Origin of the sequence: Nocardioides euryhalodurans (genome assembly GCF_004564375.1) — a bacterium.
Classification (GTDB): domain Bacteria; phylum Actinomycetota; class Actinomycetes; order Propionibacteriales; family Nocardioidaceae; genus Nocardioides; species Nocardioides euryhalodurans.
In genome coordinates this window covers 467872-485263 of the sequence record NZ_CP038267.1, presented here as the reverse complement: position 1 = coordinate 485263, position 17392 = coordinate 467872, and the positions used below count along the sequence as shown (strand labels likewise).

The following is a 17392-nucleotide window of genomic DNA, read 5'->3' as shown; positions in this document are numbered from 1 at the left end:
GTCTGCTGTCTAGGTTGGGAACCGTGAACGACCCGGAGGCGCTCCTGGGGCTGATCCGCGAGGCGGTGATCGGCGAGGACCACGTGATGTCCACGCCGTACGGCCGGCGGCGGGTGACGTACGCCGACTACACCGCCTCGGGCCGGGCGCTGTCCTTCATCGAGGACTTCATCCGCGGCCAGGTGCTGCCGTCGTACGCCAACACCCACACCGAGTCGAGCGGGACCGGCCTGCAGACGACACGGCTGCGCGAGGAGGCTCGCGACATCGTCTGCGAGGCGGTCGGCGGGGGAGAGGACTGCGTCGTCGTCTTCACCGGCTCGGGCTGCACCGCCGCGATCGACAAGCTGATCGGCATCCTGGGGCTCCGGATCCCCTCGGCGCTCGACGACGTCCACCACCTGACCGAGCGCATCCCTCCCGGGGACCGGCCGGTCGTGTTCATCGGCCCCTACGAGCACCACTCCAACGAGATCCCGTGGCGGGAGTCGATCGCCGACGTCGTCACGATCCGGCAGGACCCGGACGGGGGAGTGGACCTCGACGACCTGCGGGCCAGGCTCGAGGAGCACGCCGACCGGCCGTTGCGGATCGGCTCCTTCTCGGCGGCCTCCAACGTCACCGGGATCGTCTCCGACACAGCCGCGATCTCGTCGCTGCTCCACGAGCACGACGCGCTCAGCCTCTACGACTTCGCCGCGGCGGCTCCGTACGTCGACGTCGACATGGGGGACCCGGCCGCGGGTCCGGCGTACAAGGACGCGATCTTCCTGTCCCCGCACAAGTTCATCGGCGGTCCGGCCACGCCCGGCGTGCTGGTGGCCAGGCGGGCGCTCTTCGCCAACCGGGTGCCCGACGTCCCGGGGGGCGGGACGGTGGCCTACGTGAACCCCGACGACCACCGCTACCTCGACGACCCCGCGCAGCGCGAGGAGGGCGGGACGCCGGCCATCATCGAGGCGATCCGCGCGGGGCTGGTCTTCCAGCTCAAGGAGGCCGTGGGGGTCGAGACCATCCGCGAGCACGAGGAGCGCTTCCTGCACCGGGCCGTCGAGGCGTGGCGCCAGGAGCCCGCGATCGAGATCCTCGGCAACCTCGAGCGCGAGCGGCTCTCGATCGTCTCCTTCGTCATCCGGTCGCCGTCGGGGCGGCACCTCCACCACAACTACGTCGTGGCGCTGCTCAACGACCTCTTCGGGATCCAGTCGCGCGGTGGCTGCTCGTGCGCCGGACCCTACGGCCACCGGCTGCTCGGGATCGACCTCGAGCGCTCCCACGAGTTCGAGCGGGAGATCACCGGCGGCTGCGAGGGCATCAAGCCGGGCTGGGTACGGGTCAACTTCAACTACTTCGTCTCCGACGCGGTCGTCGACTACATCATCGAGGCGGTCCGGATGGTCGCCCACGACGGCTGGCGGCTGCTGGGGGACTACCTCTTCGACGAGGCGTCGGGGCGGTGGCGCCACCGCGACGGCCTGGTCACGCCGCCGCTCTCGCTGCGCGACGTGTCGTACGCCGACGGGCGGGTCTCGATGCCGCGCAACGACGACCGGGGCGGCGTCGAGCTGCTCGCCCAGCACCTGACCGACGGCAAGGCGCTGCTGGCGGCGGCCGAGGGGCCGGACCTGGACGACCACCCGGCCGACCTGCGCCCCGACTTCGAGCACCTGCGCTGGTTCGACCTGCCGGTCTCGGCGATGCCCCGGTGACCCTCGCGGCTGGTGTCCGACATCACCGCGTCGGTGATGCGCCGACAGCACTCGCGTACTCCTAGAATGTAAGAGTCGCACAAGCGACATCGTTCATTACATGAATCGTGGAGATCGCGACCCGGAACGGGGTCGGAGGGAGCTGGAAGACCATGAGCACGCAGCCGTACCTGTCCTACGGGATCGTCGACGGACGGACCCACTCGGAGCAGGACCTGGCGCTGTTGCGGACCGTGGAGCTGGACCGGGCGAGCGAGCGCCGCGGCCGGCGGCAGCGCAGCGCGCTGCGACGCGTCCTGCGCTGACGCACCTCGCCGGTCGTCGGGGACGGTCTGGCAGGCTGGCGCCATGAGCGACCAGCCCGACAGCCTGCGCCAGATCGAGCTCACCAAGATCGGGGAGGGTCGCTACAAGGCGACCAACGCCCGCGGCGGTGAGACCTTCATCGGCAGCGGGGGAGAGGACCCCGACTTCTCACCGGTGGAGCTGCTGCTCGCCGCCCTCGCCGGCTGCGGCGCGATCGACGTCGACCTGATCACCCGCAAGCGGGCGCCCGCCGAGGCGCTGACGGTGCGGGCGAGCGGCCACAAGGTGCGTGACGAGCACGGCAACCACCTGGTGAACCTGTCGTTGGCCTTCGACCTCACCTTCCCCGAGGGGGAGGGGGGCGACGCCGCCCGCGCGGTCCTGCCGCGCTCGCTGGAGCAGACCCGCGACCGGCTGTGCACCGTCAGCCGGACGGTGGCCCTGGGGGAGCCCGTGGCGTTCTCGCTGGCCGGCGAGGCCTCAGCCGACCGAGACTGACTCGATCGCCACCTCGGTCGCGGGCGCGCCGTCGGGGCCGCCGTCGGCGGTGCCGTCCTCGGCGACCTGGCGGACAGTCTCGAGCCCCGCGTCGTCGATCGTCCCGAAGACGGTGTAGCTCGGGGGCAGCTCGGTGTCGTCGTACACGACGAAGAACTGCGAGCCGTTGGTGTCCGGTCCGGCGTTGGCCATGGCCAGGGTGCCCGCCGGGTAGGTCTCGTCACCGCTCAGCTCGTCGGCGAAGGAGTAGCCCGGCCCGCCGGACCCGGAGGCGCTCGGGTCACCGCACTGCAGCACGAAGATGCCGGCCGTGGTGAGCCGGTGGCAGGTGGTCCCGTCGAAGTAGCCCTGCCCGGCGAGCGAGGTGAAGGAGTTGACCGTGCAGGGGGCCGCCTCCGCGTCGAGGGTCGCGCCGATCTCGCCCACGCTCGTCGTGAGGGTGACCGCCACCTCGCCCGAGGCGGGGGCCTCGGTGTCCGGAGCCGAGACCTCCTTGGAGGCGGCACCGCCGTCGGGGTAGTCACAGGTCGTCGTGGGCCCGGTCGGGCTGGACTCCGGGGACGTGGGGTCGGACGCGGTGTCCGAGCCGTCGTCGGAGCCGCAGCCTGCGAGCGCTGCGAGGAGGGCGAGGGTGGCCGGAACGGCGAGAAGTCGGGGGACCATGCGGTCGATGCTAGGCGAGCGCCACCGGCCGGTCGGCGTTGGGCGCGCGTCGTAGGGTCACGGGCATGGGCCTCGCTGGGCTACGGATCGCCGGGGGAGCAGCCGTGCTGCTCCTCGCCGTGGGCTGTGCGCCCGAGAGCCGGACCAGCAGCCCCTCCGTGGCGGCCACCACCCCCTCGACCGAGCCGCCGCCGTCACCCTCGCGCGACGTGTCCCGGGACCCGGAACCCGTGCCCGAGCCAGGACGGACCGGGCCGGAGCCGAGTGACGGCCGGCCCGCTGCGGCCACGCTCACGATCCCGGACCTGGACCTGCGCGACTTCCCGGTGGTGCCGTACGAGGGCGTCACCGACGACGCGGCGGGGACGGCGATCCAGAACGACGGCGACCTCGCCAGCCCGCACGGGCCCGACGGGGGAGTCGGTCCCGGCGGCGTGGGCAACTACCAGGTCACCGGCCACCGGCTGTCCTCGACGATGCCGTTCCGCTACCTGCCCTCGCTGACCCGGGGCGACGAGGTGCACGTCGAGTCGCGGGGGACACGTTATGTCTACCGGGTCGTCGACACCCGCGAGACGTCGTTCCGCTCGGCGCGGTCGCTCCGGGAGCAGCGGGCGGCCGTCCCGGGTCGCCCGGGCCTGACGCCGACCCGCGCCATGATCACGCTGTCGACCTGCGCGACGATCGAGGACCACGCCGAGGGCAACTACTGGAGCGACAAGTTCGACAACCCCGAGCACCGCATCGACAAGATCGGGGTGCTGCACCGGGTCGTCCCGGTCCGGGGCTGAGCTCAGGAGAGCCAGTCGCGCAGGACCTCGTCACGCTCGAGGTGCCGGAGCACCTCCATCTCGCCCGGCTCGAGCATCCGGTAGGCGACGAAGAACGAGTCGAGCTCCTCCAGCGCGTTGTCGGGCAGGTCGGACAGCGTGCGCAGGTGGTCCTGGTGGTGGTCGCTCTCGGGGACGCTGAGGATCTTGGTCTCGGTGTCCTCACCGATCCGCAGCTCGAAGCCGCCGAGCACCCGGGCGATCATGTGGACCCCGGGGTAGGTGGCCTCGTCGCACAGCACGAGGGCGTCGAGGGCGTCGCCGTCCTCGGCGTCGATCCCGACGACGTAGCCGTACTCACCGGGGAAGCCGGCCGGCCCGCCGATGCGGCGGTCGAACCAGATCACGCCGTCGTCGTCCTGCTCGTACTTGTTGCGGCCGCCCCGCGGGATCTCGACCACCACCTCGACGAGGCCGTCGGCGTGCAGGTCGGTGCGGGATCGGGTGTCGGAGGGCATGGCCTCCAGCATGCCTGCCGGGGAGGGGATGCCCTCGGGCAGGGTCTTCATCTTGACATAATGTCGCTTATCGGCGGATACCGTAGGCGGCCGAGAGGGGTCATGCGCCCTTGTCGATCACGCAGAACAGGTTGCCGTCCGGATCGGCGAGCACCACGAAGTCCGCGTCGTCCGGGTAGTCCCACTCGACCTGACGGGCGCCGAGCGCGACGAGCCGCTCGACCTCGGCATCCTGTTCCTCGGCGTCGTCGACCCACAGGTCGAGGTGAGTCCGGTCGGTCTCGTCGAGGTGGAGCCTCGCCGCACCGTCCTCGGCCGGCACCAGGAAGTCCGGGTTGGCGGCTGGGGCGTATCCCAGCGCCTGGCTCCAGAAGGACGCCGCACGGTGGCGGTCTGAGACGTTGAGGACGACTGCCCCGATGCGGACCATGCGCCCCAACCTAGGCAGCCCGCGTGTGGATGTGAAGGCCGTCGCGAGTCGACCGGATTGACATGACGACGGTCAGCCCCCGACGTAGGCCGCCAGGTGCTGCCCGGTCAGCGTCGCCCGCTGGGACACCAGGTCCTCGGGCGTTCCCTCGAACACGATCCGGCCACCGTCGTGGCCGGCACCGGGCCCGAGGTCGATGATCCAGTCGGCGTGCGCCATCACGGCCTGGTGGTGCTCGATGACGATCACCGACTTGCCGGAGTCGACGAGCCGGTCCAGCAGCCCGAGCAGCTGCTCGACGTCGGCGAGGTGGAGACCGGTCGTGGGCTCGTCGAGGACGTAGACGTCGCCCTTGTCGGCCATCTGGGTGGCCAGCTTGAGCCGTTGCCGTTCACCACCCGACAGCGTCGTGAGCGGCTGACCCAGCGTGAGGTAACCGAGGCCCACGTCGGCGAGCCGGTCGAGGATCTTGTGGGCCGCGGGCGTCCGCGCGTCGCCGTCGGCGAAGAACGCCTCGGCCTCCGCCACCGACATCGCCAGCACCTCGGCGATGTTGCGGCCGCCGAAGGTGTAGTCGAGCACCGAGGCCTGGAAGCGGCGCCCCTCGCACTCCTCGCAGGGCGACTCCACCGTGGCCATCACCCCGAGCTCGGTGAAGATCACGCCGGCGCCCTTGCAGGCGGGGCAGGCGCCCTCGGAGTTGGAGCTGAACAGCGCCGGCTTCACCCCGTTGGCCTTGGCGAAAGCCTTGCGGATCGGCTCGAGGAGCCCGGTGTACGTCGCGGGGTTGCTGCGTCGGGAGCCCCGGATCGCCCCCTGGTCGATCACCACGACCCCCTCACGGCCCGCGACCGAGCCGTGGACCAGCGAGCTCTTGCCGGAGCCGGCGACACCGGTCAGCACGCAGAGCACGCCCAGCGGCACGTCCACGTCGACGTCCTGCAGGTTGTGGGTCGAGGCACCCCGGACCTCGAGCGTCCCGGACGAGCTGCGCACCTTCTCCTTGAGCTGCGCCCGGTCGTCGAGGTGTCGGCCGGTGACGGTGTCGCTGCCGCGCAGGCCCTCGATGCTGCCCTCGTAGCAGATCTCGCCGCCTCCGGAGCCGGCTGCCGGCCCGAGGTCGACGACGTGGTCGCCGATCGCGATCGTCTCGGGCTTGTGCTCGACGACGAGCACGGTGTTGCCCTTGTCGCGCAGCTGGAGCAGGAGGTCGTTCATCCGCTCGATGTCGTGGGGGTGGAGGCCGATCGTGGGCTCGTCGAAGACGTAGGTCACGTCGGTGAGCGAGGACCCGAGGTGGCGGATCATCTTGGTCCGCTGGGCCTCTCCCCCGGACAGCGTCCCTGCGGGGCGGTCGAGCGAGAGGTAGCCGAGGCCGATCTCGGCGAAGGAGTCGAGCAGGTGCTGGAGGCCGGCCACCAGCGGCGCCACCCCCGGCTCGTCGAGGTCGCGCATCCAGGCCGCCAGGTCGCTGATCTGCATCTGGCACAGCTCGGCGATGTTCTTGCCGTTGATCCTCGAGGAGAGCGCCTCGCGGGTCAGCCGGGTGCCCTCGCAGTCGGGGCAGGTGGTGAAGGTGATCGCGCGCTCGACGAACCGGCGTACGTGCGGCTGCATCGCGTCGACGTCCTTGGACAGCATCGACTTCTGGATCTTGGGGATCACCCCCTCGTAGGTGAGGTTGATGCCCTCGACCTTGATCTTGACCGGCCCGGAGTAGAGGAGCTTCTCGAGCTCCTTCTTGGTGAACTTGGCGATCGGCTTGTCCATCGGGAGCCCGGCGCCGCTGAAGATCCGGCCGTACCAACCGTCCATGCTGTAGCCGGGGACGGTCAGCGCGCCGTCGGCGAGCGACTTCGAGTCGTCGTAGAGCGCGGTGAGGTCGAAGTCGCTGACGTTGCCCATGCCCTCGCAGCGGGGGCACATGCCGCCCTGGTAGACGGCGTTCTGGACGACCTGCTTCTCCTCGCGGCCGCTCGCCTTCTCGGTCTTCATCACGCCACTGGCGGTCCGGGTGGGGACGTTGAAGGCGAACGCGGTGGGCGGACCGATGTGCGGCTGCCCGACCCGGCTGAAGAGGATCCGGAGCATCGCGTTGGCGTCGGTGGCGGTGCCGACGGTCGAGCGAGGGTTGGCCCCCATCCGCTCCTGGTCGACGATGATCGCGGTCGTCAGCCCCTCGAGACGGTCGACCTCCGGCCGCGCCAGCGAGGGCATGAAGCCCTGCACGAAGGCGCTGTAGGTCTCGTTGATCATCCGCTGCGACTCCGCCGCGATGGTGCTGAAGACCAGCGAGCTCTTCCCGGATCCCGAGACCCCGGTGAAGACGGTCAGCCTCCGCTTCGGGATGTCGACGCTGACGTCCTTGAGGTTGTTGACCCGCGCCCCGTGGACGCGGATCAGGTCGTGGTTGTCGGCGGCGTGCACCCCGGTGTCGTTGCTCATCGTGTCTCCCTCGTGAGTGGCGGGCCCACGCTATCCGGGCCGCCGGCCAGGCTGCTTCTCCGTTCCTGACCTGCCGAGCGTCAGAAATCCACCGGCTCCCGCACGATCGGGCACGTCATGCAGTGACCGCCGCCGCGACCACGCCCGAGCTCGGCGCCGACGATCGTGATCACCTCGACGCCCGCCTGCTGGAGCAGGGAGTTGGTGAGCGTGTTGCGGTCGTAGGTGAACACCACACCGGGCTCCAGCGCCACCGCGTTGTTGCCGGAGTCCCACTGCTGGCGCTCGGACTGGTAGACGTCGCCACCGGTCTCGATCACCCGCAGCTCCGGGAGCCCGAGCGAGCGCGCCACGACGTCGACGAACGCGGCCGACCCCTCGTCGATCACCTCGACCCCGGGAGCCCGGTCGGAGGGCAGCAGCGTGAACGTGTGCACCGCGTCCATGATGGTCGGGTAGAGCGTCACGATGTCGCGGTCGGCGAAGGTGAAGACCGTGTCGAGGTGCATCGCCGCCCGGAGCCGCGGCATGCCGGCGACGACCACCCGCTCGGCGGCACCCTGGGCGAAGAGCGCGGCGGCGACCTGGGTGATGGCCTGGCGCGAGGTCCGCTCACTCATGCCCATCAGCACCACGCCGTTGCCGACGGGCATGATGTCGCCGCCCTCGAACGTGGCCTGGCCCCACTCCTGGTCGGGGTCGCCCCACCAGACGGTCGAGCCCGCGAAGTCCGGGTGGAAGTCGTAGAGCGCCTTGTAGAGGAGCGTCTCCTCCTTGCGGGCCGGCCAGTAGAGCGGGTTCATCGTGAGGCCGCCGTACAGCCAGCAGGTGGTGTCGCGGGTGTAGAGGGTGTTGGGCAGCGGCGGCATGAGGTACTCCCGCGCCCCGGTCGCCTCCCGGGCGAGGCTGACGTAGCCGGAGCGGAAGTCGTCGGGCAGGTCGTCGGTGGCGAGCCCGCCCACGAGGTAGTCCGCGAGCTCCCGCGGAGCGAGCGTCTCGAGGTAGGCGCGGGTGCTGTCCACGAGCCCGAGCCCGACCTTGTTGGGCACGATCTTGCGGTCCAGGAGCCAGTCACGGGCGCCGTCGACCTCCATCGTCTGCGCCAGCAGTTCGTGCAGCTCGACGACCTCGACGCCCCGCTGGGTCAGCTTGTCGACGAAGTCGGCGTGGTCCCGCTGGGCGTTCTCGACCCACATCACGTCGTCGAAGAGGAGGTCGTGGTTGTTGCTCGGCGTGAGCCGCCGGTGGGCGAGACCGGGAGAGCAGACCAGCACCTTGCGCAGCCGGCCGACCTCGGAGTGCACGCCGTACGACGCGCTCGGAGCCGCGGAGTCGGTCATCTCGGTCCTTTCGACGGGAGGGTCAGATGGAGATCCTGCCGGTGGCGAGGGACACGAGTCCAGCGATCGCGCCCGCCACCAGGACCGCGCAGACGACCAGCTCGACGGGGGTGAACATCCGGACCCGGTTCTCGCGCCGCGCCATCACGTAGAGGACGGTCCCGGGTGCGTAGACGATGCAGGAGAGCAGCAGGAACTCCGTCCCGGCGGCGTAGACGAGGAACACGGTGTAGACCACTGCCAGCCCGGAGACCGCCAGTCCCTTCCCGCGACCGTCCCGGCGGTCGTAGGTCTCCCCCGTGACCGCGAGCTTGAGCGCGTACGCCGCGGCGAGGAAGTACGGGATCAGCGACAGGCTCGTGGTCAGGTCGAGCAGGAAGTTCAGCGCGTCGTCGGAGAAGAGCACCACGACGATCAGTGCCTGCACCATCAACGAGGTCAGCAGCAGCGCTGTGATCGGCGCCTGGGCACCGTTCTGCCGGGTCAGGAAGCGCGGCATGTCGGCGTCCTGCGCCGGGATGAACAGCACCTCGGCGGCCATCAGCGTCCAGGCGAGGTAGGCCCCGAGGACCGAGACGACCACCCCGACGCTGATGAAGGCGGTGCCCCACTCCCCCACGACGTCCGCGAAGAGTGGCGCCATCGAGGGCTGCCGCAGGTCGGCGATGTCGTCGCGCGGCAGGATCCCGTAGGCCAGCAGCGTGACGAGGGCGAAGACGCACAGCACGCTCAGGAAGCCCAGGACCGTGGCCCGGCCGACGTCCTCGCGGCGACGGGCGTAGCGGGAGTAGACGCTGGCTCCCTCGATGCCGAGGAACACGAAGACCGTCACGACCATGGTGTCCTTGACCTGCTCGTAGAGCGAGGGCACGGACTGCTCCTCGCCGCCCCACAGGTTGTCGACGAAGACCGCGGGGTCGAAGGCGAAGAGCAGCACCAGGATGAAGACGATGATCGGGACGACCTTGGCCACCGTCACGATCCGGTTGACGGCGGCCGCGTCCCGGACACCGCGCGCGATCAGCGCCGCGAACGCCCAGACGCCGACGGTCGAGAGGGACGCGGCGAGGACGGTGTCGCCCTCACCGAGGGCCGGCCACGCCTTGCCGATCGTGGTCATGATGAACACCCAGTAGAAGGTGTTGCCGGCGCAGGCGCTGGCCCAGTAGCCGAACGCGGAGTTGAAGCCGACGTAGTCGCCGAAGCCCGCCTTGGCGTAGGCGAACACGCCGGCGTCCAGCCGCGGCTTGCGCACGGCGAGGCTCTGGAAGACCAGCGCGAGCATGAGCATCCCGGTGCCCGCGACGACCCAGGCGATCACGGCCGCGATGACACCGGCGGCGCTGCCGAACCGGGCAGGAAGCGAGAAGACTCCGGCGCCGATCATCGACCCGATGACCATGGCGGTGAGCGTGGGCAGGCTCATCCCTGCCGCGTTGCTGGTCGGCTGGTCGGTGTCGACGGTGGCCACCGCACCTCCTCCTCCGCCGTGGGCACGGGTACGACCGGGCGAGCGCGACGCTAGCCCCGGCTCCGACGCGACGCCCTCCCCCGATTCCGGTGACCGCCCTTACGACGCGCCGGCGGACGCGCGGCTCCACTCGTACGGCGTCGTGGTGGTGACGGCCAGGAAGCCGTAGCGCTCGAGGATCGGCCGGGAGTCCTCGGTCGAGTCGCTCTGGATCCAACGCTTCCCACCGCGCAGGGCCGAACGTGCACGGGCCGCGGTCAGCGCACGGTAGATGCCCCGACCGCGCCAGCGCTCCACGGTCGCTCCGCCCCAGATGCCGGCGAACTCGGTCCCGGTCACGGGCTCGAGCCGACCGGCGCACACCACCTCGCCCTCCACCTCCGCCACCCACAGCTCGGTGTCGTCACGCAGCGCCAGGCGTCGCACCAGTGCTTGCGTCATCTCCTCGGGATCGAGGTCGTCACCGAAGACCTCCTGCTGCTGCCGGCACATCGCGCGTACGTCGCCCTCCGACCAGATCTGCCGCAGCACCACTCCCTGCGGGAGCGGGACGTCGACGGCCAGCGCCTGCGCCTCGCCGATCATCACCGACTCCCGCTCCCCCTCCTCGAAGCCGTGTGCCACCAGCGCGTCGTGGAGCCCGGGCGCCCGGTCGTGGCCGCGGGTCTTCCACTCGACACGCACGACGTGCGGGTCGGCGCGGTAGTGCGCGAGGGCACCGACGACGAGCTGCCGGACGCCCCGCTCGTCGGCGTCGCCGAGGTCGCGGTAGGTCACGAATCCCCGGCCGCCCTCGTAGGTCGCCAGCCGCAGCGGCCCGAGCTCCGCGACCGAGGTCGCGCTCGCGGTCTCGATCCGCAGCTGGTCGTCGTAGGCGGCCAGGAGGCCGTCGCGGAGGTCCATGGCCGACACCCTGACGGGTCCTCCGGCTCTCCCGCCACCCGGTTATCGGGTAGGAAGTCCCCATGGCGTACGACGTGGCAGCGGTCCGGTCCCACTACCCCGCGCTCGCGGGGGGCGAGGCGTTCTTCGACGGCCCCGGCGGCACCCAGGTCCCGCAGCCGGTGGTCGACGCGGTGAGCCGGACCCTGGCCGGCCCGATCTCCAACCGCGGTCCCCTCACCGCGCCGCAGCGGGCCGCCGACGAGGTGGTCCACGACTGCCGGCAGGCGGTCGGCGACCTGCTCGGGACCGACCCGGGCGGCGTCGTCCTCGGCCGCAGCATGACCCAGCTGACCTACGACCTGTCGCGGGCACTCGCCACCACGTGGCGGCCGGGCGAGGAGATCGTGGTGTCACGGCTCGACCACGACGCCAACGTCCGGCCCTGGGTGCAGGCCGCGGAGCGCGTCGGCGCGGTGGTCCGCTGGATCGACTTCGACGTCGAGACGGCCGAGCTGCGGCCCGACCACCTGCAGGCCGTCCTGGGCGACCGGACCCGGCTGGTGGCGCTGACCGCGGCCTCCAACGTGCTCGGCACCCGGCCGGACGTGCGGGCCCTCGCCGACCTGGTGCACGCGGCCGGGGCGCTGCTCTTCGTCGACGGCGTTCACCACGCCGCCCACTGCTCGGTCGACATGGGTGCGCTGGGCGCCGACTTCTACGTCTGCTCCCCCTACAAGTTCGGTGGTCCCCACTGCGGCGTGCTGGCCGCGGCCCCGGCGCTGCTCGAGACGCTCCACCCCGACAAGCTGCTGCCGTCGACCGAGGACGTGCCGGAGCGCTTCGAGCTCGGCACGCTGCCCTACGAGCTGATGGCCGGCACCACGGCCGCGGTGGACTTCCTGGCCACCCTGGACCCCACGGGTGCGACCGGCCGTCGGGCACGGCTGGAGGCGGCGTACGCCGCGATGGAGGTGCACGAGGAGGTGCTGCGCGACCGGATCGAACGCGCGCTGCTCGAGCGACCCGACGTGACGCTGTGGTCACGCGCCGGTCACCGCACCTCGACCCTCTTCTTCACCCTCGACGGGCACGCACCTGCCGACGTGCACGCGACCCTGGGCACCGCGGGGGTCAGCATCTCCTCGGGCAACTGCTACGCGTGGGAGCCGTGCCAGGCCCTGGGGCTCGGTGCCGAGGGAGCCGTCCGGGTCGGCCTGGCCCCCTACACCGACCACGACGACGTGGACCGGCTCCTGGGCGCCCTGCCCGCCCCGCGGGAGTGACCGGCGGAGGCCCACCCCGCCGAACGGCTGAGCCCGATGGCCCGGACGACCGGAATGACTAGTCAGGTCGGGTCAACTTCACCGTGTCCTGCCACGAAGTGTCGGTGGTCGCGCCTAGCGTCGTCCTCAGCAGCACCGGACACACCACCCCCGAGGACACGCCATGTGGGACACCGTCGACACCAGCAGCAGCCACCTCAGCCACGACATGCCCTGCCCGCGCTGCGGCCACGGCCGCCACACCTACCTCGCGTGCTCCGACACGTGCACGTGCCGCTCCGAGACCGAGGCGACCTCCGAGCGCAAGCTCCTCAGCGCCTGACCGGGACGTCGACCTCGGAGACGACCCGCAGCACCGGCTGGTCGCTGGGCCGCCCCTCGACGTCGCCCGCCGACCACCGCAGGTGGAGGCCGCCGTCGGGCCGCACCTCCAGGACGGCGAGGTTGTTGTCGTACCAGGGACCCCGGTCGAGCTGCCACCCGAGCGGGCCGGCGGGCACCTTCGCCGATCGCGCCAGCCGGCGCGTCACCCTCGCCAGCGGCCGCCGCGCCCCCCAGCTGGTGATCCGCTCCATCCCCCTCGGGAGCGGGTTGCGGATCGGGGAGCAGACCGCCTGCACGATCGCGCTCTGCGGGCGCAGCGCCGTCACCGCCGGGTCCGCCCAGGCGGTGGCGACGTAGCTGTGGTGGACGTCGCCGGACAGGAAGGTGATCGTCTGCGGCGCGGGGCCGCGCCGTCCGGCGGCCACCTCCAGCACCATGTCGGCCACCTGGCGGAACCCCTGGCCGAAGGCGGCCCAGTGCTCGAGGTCGATGGCCTGCCGCAGCCGTTCGCCGACGCCCGCGGCGCGCTTGCCCCACGCGCCCGAGCAGAGTCCCTCGCTGAAGGCCTCGGCGTGGTGGAGGGCGGGTGCCATCAGGAACGGCAGCGAGGTCCCGACGAGCACGTGCTCGAACCCGCCCTGCAGCTGGTCGTCGAGCCAGGTCATCTCGACGTCGTCGAGGATCGAGCGACGGTCCGGCTCGAGCACCCGCGCGGCCCGCGAGTCGACCACGACCAGGCGCACCTGGTCACCGAAGTCACGGGCGAAGCTCCACCGGTAGCAGTCGGCCTTCTCGTCCGCCTGCTCGGCGAGGTCGTCGAGCGCCCCGGTGATGTCGAGCTCGCCCTCGCCGTCGTGGGAGGTGATCCGCTGCCACATCGCGTCGTCCGCGCGGTCGGCGCTGCTGAGGTTGCCGAGGTGCTGGTAGACCCAGTACGACGCCAGGCCGCCGACGATGCGGTCGTGCCACCACGAGGTGGCCGCCATCTGCTGGCGCCAGGTCCAGCTGGTGTTCCAGTCGTCGCGGATGTCGTGGTCGTCGAAGATCATCGCGCTCGGCAGCGTCGAGAGCAGCCAGCGGTTCGCCGGGTCGCTCCACGCGATGCGGTAGAGGTGGGCGTACTCCTCGTAGTCCTTGAGCTCCTCGCCCGGCGGCTCGTCGAGGCTGCGTCGCGAGGCGATGAAGTCACGCATCTCCTCGCTCGTCTCGTCGGCGTAGACCTGGTCGCCGAGGAAGAGCACCAGGTCCGGCCACTTGTCGGCGTCGCCACCGGCCATGTGGAGGGCGTACGCCCGCAGCGCGTCCACGCCGAACGCCTGGGTTCCGGCGTCGTCGTGGGGGACGCTCACCCGGCACGACCCGAAGGCCATCCGCAGCGGCTTGCCGGGCTTCAGCGTCGGGATCACCGACGGCGGGTACGCCGACCCGGGCTCGGGCCACAGTGCCTCGCCGCCCACCGACACGGTGTAGGGCGTGTGGCTCCCGGGGGCGAGACCCTCGAGCTCCACCAGCGCGTAGTGGTGACCGTGGGCCGCGAAGGTCCGGGCCGAGGCGACGTGGTCGCCGGCGGTGACGGTGACGGTCCCCGCGTCCGCCACCTCCACCCAGATCGTCGCCGAGGTCTCGTCGACATGCCGCAGCAGCGGGCCGAGCACGAGGGTCGCCATGGCGAGATCCTCGCACGCCACATCAGGGCTCGAGCAGCACCTTGATCGCCCGCCGCTCGTCCATCGCCCGGTAGCCCTCGGCGACGTCGTCGAGCGGCAGCGTCAGGTCGAACACCAGCCCCGGGTCGATGGCTCCGGACACCACCCGCTCGAGCAGGTCGGGGAGGTACCGGCGGACGGGCGCCATCCCTCCGGCCAGACCGATGTTCTTGCCGAACATGCGCCGCAGGGGCAGCTCCACGCCGTGCGGCACGCCGACGAAGCCCACCGTCGAACCGGGCCGCGCCACCGCGAAGGCGGTCCGCATGGCGCCGTCGGTGCCGACGCACTCGAGGACCGCGTCGGCGCCCACTCCCCCGGTGAGCTCGGCCACGGCGGCCTCGCCCTCCTCGCCGCGGGCGGCCACCACGTCGGTGGCCCCGAACCTGCGAGCGATCTCCTGGCGGGGCTCGTGGCGCGACATGGCGATGACCCGCTCGGCCCCCAGCTGGGAGGCCGCCAGCACGCCGCACAGCCCGACCGCGCCGTCCCCGACGACCACGGCCGTGCCGCCCTCGCGGACCCCGGCGGCGACGGCGGCGTGCCACCCGGTCGCCATCACGTCGGAGAGCGCCAGCAGCGACGGCACGAGGGACGCGTCGGGCATCCCGTCGGTCTTGACCATGCTGCCGTCGGCCTGGGTCACGAGGGCGTACTCGGCCTGGCCGCTCGCGGTGAAGCCCTGCTGGCGGCACGCCGACTGGACGCCGGCCCGGCAGTGCTCGCAGGTGTTGTCGCAGTGGCAGAACGGCACGATCACGAAGTCGCCCGGGCGGAAGGACCGCACCTCGGAGCCGACCTCCTCGACCACCCCCACGCACTCGTGGCCGATCGTGGCGCCGGCCTCCACGTCGTTCTCCCCGCGGTACGGCCACAGGTCCGAACCGCAGATGCAGCCGGCCGTCACCTTGACGACGGCGTCCGTGGGCGCTGTGATGGTGGGGGTCGCGACCTCCGAGAGGCGGATGTCGCGAGGGGCATGGATCGTCGTGGCGCGCATGGCCACCATCCTTGCAGCCCTCCCCCACGACCCACCTCCGGGGATGATTGCTTTATCTCATATCTGAGATACCGTGGCGCCATGACCCAGGACTACAAGGGCCGCATCGGCAACCTGATCCGCGACGCGCGCAAGCACCGCGGGATGACGCAGCAGCAGCTCGCCGAACGGCTGTCCACCAGTCAGAGCGCCATCAACCGGATCGAGAAGGGACACCAGAACCTCTCCCTCGAGATGATCGCGCGGATCGGCTCCGCGCTGGACTCCGAGATCGTCGCCCTGGGCGCCGGCCCCACCCACCTCCGCGTCACCGGGCCGACGACCCTGTCGGGGAGCATCGCCGTCAAGACCTCCAAGAACGCCGGGGTCGCGCTGCTGTGCGCCTCGCTGCTCAACCGCGGGCGCACCACGCTCCGCAAGGTCGCCCGGATCGAGGAGGTCAACCGGCTGCTCGAGGTGCTCACCAGCCTCGGCGTGCAGACGCGGTGGCTCAACGACGACAACGACCTCGAGATCATCCCGCCCGCCGAGCTCGACCTCAGCAACATCGACGTGACCGCCGCCCGGCGTACCCGCTCGGTGATCATGTTCCTCGGCCCGCTGCTCCACCGCGCCGAGAACTTCGAGCTCCCGTACGCCGGCGGCTGCAACCTCGGCACCCGTACCGTCGAGCCCCACATGTCGGCGCTGCGTCCCTTCGGCCTCGAGGTCAAGGCGACCGAGGGCAGCTACCACGCCCAGGTCTCCTCGCAGCTGACGCCGGCGCGGCCGATCGTGCTCACCGAGCGCGGCGACACCGTGACCGAGAACGCGCTCATGGCTGCCGCGCTCCACCCCGGCACCACCGTGATCCGCAACGCCTCGTCCAACTACATGGTCCAGGACCTCTGCTTCTACCTGCAGCGGCTCGGTGTGACCGTCGAGGGCATCGGCACCACCACGCTGACCGTCACCGGCTGCGAGCAGATCGACGTCGACGTCGACTACGCGCCCTCCGAGGACCCCATCGAGGCGATGTCGCTGCTCGCCGCCGCGATCGTGACCGGCTCCTCGATCACCATCGAGCGGGTCCCGATCGAGTTCCTCGAGATCGAGCTCGCCCTGCTCGAGGAGATGGGGCTCAACTACACCCGCTCCGAGGAGTACGTCGCGCGCAACGGCCACACCCGGCTGATCGACCTGACCACGCACGCGAGCGTGCTGCACGCGCCGCTGGACAAGATCCACCCGATGCCGTTCCCGGGGCTCAACATCGACAACCTGCCGTTCTTCGCGGTGATCGCCGCGGTCGCGACCGGCCAGACGATGCTGCACGACTGGGTCTACGAGAACCGGGCGATCTACCTCACCGACCTCAACAAGCTCGGCGCGCAGGTCAAGCTGCTGGACCCCCACCGGGTCCTGGTCGAGGGACCGAGCAGCTTCACCGGCACCGAGATGATGTGCCCGCCGGCGCTCCGCCCCGCCGTCGTCCTGCTGCTGGGGATGCTCGCCGCCAAGGGCACGTCGGTGCTACGGTCGACGTACGTCATCCACCGTGGCTACGAGGACCTCGCCGAGCGGCTCAACCTGCTCGGCGCCAACATCGAGACGTTCCGCGACATCTGAGCCCAGCCGCTGCATGAATCCCCGGCCCGCCGCGGATTCATGCACTTCCCGCGCGTGGCAACGCGTGGGAGGCGCACGAATCCCGTCCGCGACGTGACGGACGGGGCCGGTGTGGTCAGCTGAAGAGCGTCTCCACCCAGGCGCGGGCGGGCTTGCGGGCCGACGGCGGGGCGACCATGTCCGGGGTGATCCGCGGCATCGGTGCGGTCGACTGGGCGGCGTGGCGGTGCCAGTCGGTCTCGGCCTCGATCAGGTTGCCGAGCTCGGCCCGCTCGAGGAACACGCCGTGGCCCTCGGGGCACTGGTTCACCTGACCCGTGCCGAGCGGACGGCTCGCCATCGGGGAGTCACAACGGGGGCAGGTCAGAGGCTCCATGTCGCGACGGTACTCCTCCCCATCCGCCTGCCGGGACGGGGCTCGCGGTGGATACTGCTC

Annotated in this window: 17 protein-coding genes; 7 read left to right on the top strand and 10 right to left on the bottom strand. The window is 71.3% G+C overall.

What is annotated here, in order from left to right; translation table 11 throughout:
* Positions 1-23 precede the first annotated feature (23 nt).
* From EXE57_RS02275 to EXE57_RS02270, 3 genes are all read left to right on the top strand, one after another.
* Positions 24-1709 carry an aminotransferase class V-fold PLP-dependent enzyme gene (locus tag EXE57_RS02275; RefSeq protein WP_135073623.1) on the top strand — a complete coding sequence of 562 codons (1686 nt, stop codon included), beginning with the start codon at positions 24-26 and terminating at the stop codon, positions 1707-1709.
* 152 nt (positions 1710-1861) lie between these two features.
* Positions 1862-2014 (top strand): hypothetical protein, encoded by a 153-nt coding sequence (locus tag EXE57_RS19565; RefSeq protein ID WP_167305790.1) that lies wholly within the window; start codon positions 1862-1864, stop codon positions 2012-2014.
* A gap of 43 nt (positions 2015-2057) precedes the next feature.
* Positions 2058-2513, top strand: a complete 456-nt coding sequence (locus tag EXE57_RS02270; protein ID WP_135073621.1) for an OsmC family protein — start codon at positions 2058-2060, stop codon at positions 2511-2513.
* On the opposite strand, the gene EXE57_RS02265 is transcribed toward EXE57_RS02270, so the two are convergent.
* Complete coding sequence (locus EXE57_RS02265; RefSeq protein WP_135073619.1) at positions 2496-3176, bottom strand: peptidylprolyl isomerase; 681 nt, start codon at positions 3174-3176, stop codon at positions 2496-2498. The two genes, EXE57_RS02270 and EXE57_RS02265, sit on opposite strands and share 18 nt — an antisense overlap.
* A 65-nt stretch (positions 3177-3241) precedes the next feature.
* Between EXE57_RS02265 and EXE57_RS02260 the strand changes: the two genes are divergently transcribed.
* Positions 3242-3967 (top strand): class E sortase, encoded by a 726-nt coding sequence (locus EXE57_RS02260; protein WP_135073617.1) that lies wholly within the window; start codon positions 3242-3244, stop codon positions 3965-3967.
* 2 nt (positions 3968-3969) lie between these two features.
* Here the strand turns inward: EXE57_RS02260 and EXE57_RS02255 are convergent, their stop codons facing one another.
* The 6 genes from EXE57_RS02255 to EXE57_RS02230 form a co-directional block, all read right to left on the bottom strand.
* Positions 3970-4515 carry an inorganic diphosphatase gene (locus EXE57_RS02255; protein WP_135073615.1) on the bottom strand — a complete coding sequence of 182 codons (546 nt, stop codon included), beginning with the start codon at positions 4513-4515 and terminating at the stop codon, positions 3970-3972.
* A 49-nt stretch (positions 4516-4564) separates the two neighbouring features.
* On the bottom strand, positions 4565-4894 hold the full coding sequence (locus tag EXE57_RS02250) for a VOC family protein (protein WP_135073613.1): 330 nt from the start codon (positions 4892-4894) through the stop codon (positions 4565-4567).
* Positions 4895-4966: 72 nt separating this feature from the next.
* The gene (locus tag EXE57_RS02245) at positions 4967-7339 is read right to left on the bottom strand and encodes an ATP-binding cassette domain-containing protein (protein ID WP_135073611.1); all 2373 of its coding nucleotides are present in this window, start codon (positions 7337-7339) and stop codon (positions 4967-4969) included.
* Positions 7340-7419: 80 nt separating this feature from the next.
* Positions 7420-8679, bottom strand: a complete 1260-nt coding sequence (locus EXE57_RS02240) for an arginine deiminase (protein WP_135073609.1) — start codon at positions 8677-8679, stop codon at positions 7420-7422.
* Positions 8680-8701: 22 nt separating this feature from the next.
* A complete protein-coding gene (locus tag EXE57_RS02235) occupies positions 8702-10150 on the bottom strand; it encodes a basic amino acid/polyamine antiporter (protein ID WP_135073607.1) in 1449 nt (482 codons plus the stop codon).
* Positions 10151-10249: 99 nt separating this feature from the next.
* On the bottom strand, positions 10250-11053 hold the full coding sequence (locus EXE57_RS02230) for a GNAT family N-acetyltransferase (RefSeq protein ID WP_135073605.1): 804 nt from the start codon (positions 11051-11053) through the stop codon (positions 10250-10252).
* A 62-nt stretch (positions 11054-11115) separates the two neighbouring features.
* On the opposite strand from EXE57_RS02230, the gene EXE57_RS02225 reads away from it, so the two are divergent.
* Positions 11116-12318: a cysteine desulfurase-like protein gene (locus EXE57_RS02225; protein ID WP_135073603.1), complete on the top strand. Its 1203-nt coding sequence runs from the start codon at positions 11116-11118 to the stop codon at positions 12316-12318.
* 163 nt (positions 12319-12481) lie between these two features.
* Positions 12482-12640, top strand: a complete 159-nt coding sequence (locus tag EXE57_RS19560) for a hypothetical protein (RefSeq protein ID WP_167305789.1) — start codon at positions 12482-12484, stop codon at positions 12638-12640.
* Here EXE57_RS19560 and EXE57_RS02220 read toward each other — a convergent pair.
* On the bottom strand, positions 12630-14309 hold the full coding sequence (locus EXE57_RS02220) for an alkaline phosphatase D family protein (protein ID WP_135073601.1): 1680 nt from the start codon (positions 14307-14309) through the stop codon (positions 12630-12632). The genes EXE57_RS19560 and EXE57_RS02220 overlap by 11 nt on opposite strands.
* A 22-nt stretch (positions 14310-14331) precedes the next feature.
* Positions 14332-15348 (bottom strand): zinc-dependent alcohol dehydrogenase family protein, encoded by a 1017-nt coding sequence (locus EXE57_RS02215; RefSeq protein WP_135073599.1) that lies wholly within the window; start codon positions 15346-15348, stop codon positions 14332-14334.
* 81 nt (positions 15349-15429) lie between these two features.
* On the opposite strand from EXE57_RS02215, the gene EXE57_RS02210 reads away from it, so the two are divergent.
* A complete protein-coding gene (locus EXE57_RS02210) occupies positions 15430-16956 on the top strand; it encodes a helix-turn-helix domain-containing protein (RefSeq protein WP_135073597.1) in 1527 nt (508 codons plus the stop codon).
* A gap of 115 nt (positions 16957-17071) precedes the next feature.
* On the opposite strand, the gene EXE57_RS02205 is transcribed toward EXE57_RS02210, so the two are convergent.
* The gene (locus EXE57_RS02205; protein ID WP_135073595.1) at positions 17072-17332 is read right to left on the bottom strand and encodes a TFIIB-type zinc ribbon-containing protein; all 261 of its coding nucleotides are present in this window, start codon (positions 17330-17332) and stop codon (positions 17072-17074) included.
* Positions 17333-17392 lie beyond the last annotated feature (60 nt).

What these genes read in the sequence shown, in the direction of transcription:
- EXE57_RS19565 (WP_167305790.1), top strand. Translation starts at nt 1,862, where the DNA reads ATGAGCACGCAGCCGTACCTGTCCTACGGGATCGTCGACGGACGGACC.
- EXE57_RS02270 (WP_135073621.1), top strand. Translation starts at nt 2,058, where the DNA reads ATGAGCGACCAGCCCGACAGCCTGCGCCAGATCGAGCTCACCAAGATC.
- EXE57_RS02265 (WP_135073619.1), bottom strand. Translation starts at nt 3,176, where the DNA reads ATGGTCCCCCGACTTCTCGCCGTTCCGGCCACCCTCGCCCTCCTCGCA.
- EXE57_RS02260 (WP_135073617.1), top strand. Translation starts at nt 3,242, where the DNA reads ATGGGCCTCGCTGGGCTACGGATCGCCGGGGGAGCAGCCGTGCTGCTC.
- EXE57_RS02255 (WP_135073615.1), bottom strand. Translation starts at nt 4,515, where the DNA reads ATGAAGACCCTGCCCGAGGGCATCCCCTCCCCGGCAGGCATGCTGGAG.
- EXE57_RS02250 (WP_135073613.1), bottom strand. Translation starts at nt 4,894, where the DNA reads ATGGTCCGCATCGGGGCAGTCGTCCTCAACGTCTCAGACCGCCACCGT.
- EXE57_RS02245 (WP_135073611.1), bottom strand. Translation starts at nt 7,339, where the DNA reads ATGAGCAACGACACCGGGGTGCACGCCGCCGACAACCACGACCTGATC.
- EXE57_RS02240 (WP_135073609.1), bottom strand. Translation starts at nt 8,679, where the DNA reads ATGACCGACTCCGCGGCTCCGAGCGCGTCGTACGGCGTGCACTCCGAG.
- EXE57_RS02230 (WP_135073605.1), bottom strand. Translation starts at nt 11,053, where the DNA reads ATGGACCTCCGCGACGGCCTCCTGGCCGCCTACGACGACCAGCTGCGG.
- EXE57_RS02225 (WP_135073603.1), top strand. Translation starts at nt 11,116, where the DNA reads ATGGCGTACGACGTGGCAGCGGTCCGGTCCCACTACCCCGCGCTCGCG.
- EXE57_RS19560 (WP_167305789.1), top strand. Translation starts at nt 12,482, where the DNA reads ATGTGGGACACCGTCGACACCAGCAGCAGCCACCTCAGCCACGACATG.
- EXE57_RS02220 (WP_135073601.1), bottom strand. Translation starts at nt 14,309, where the DNA reads ATGGCGACCCTCGTGCTCGGCCCGCTGCTGCGGCATGTCGACGAGACC.
- EXE57_RS02215 (WP_135073599.1), bottom strand. Translation starts at nt 15,348, where the DNA reads ATGCGCGCCACGACGATCCATGCCCCTCGCGACATCCGCCTCTCGGAG.
- EXE57_RS02210 (WP_135073597.1), top strand. Translation starts at nt 15,430, where the DNA reads ATGACCCAGGACTACAAGGGCCGCATCGGCAACCTGATCCGCGACGCG.
- EXE57_RS02205 (WP_135073595.1), bottom strand. Translation starts at nt 17,332, where the DNA reads ATGGAGCCTCTGACCTGCCCCCGTTGTGACTCCCCGATGGCGAGCCGT.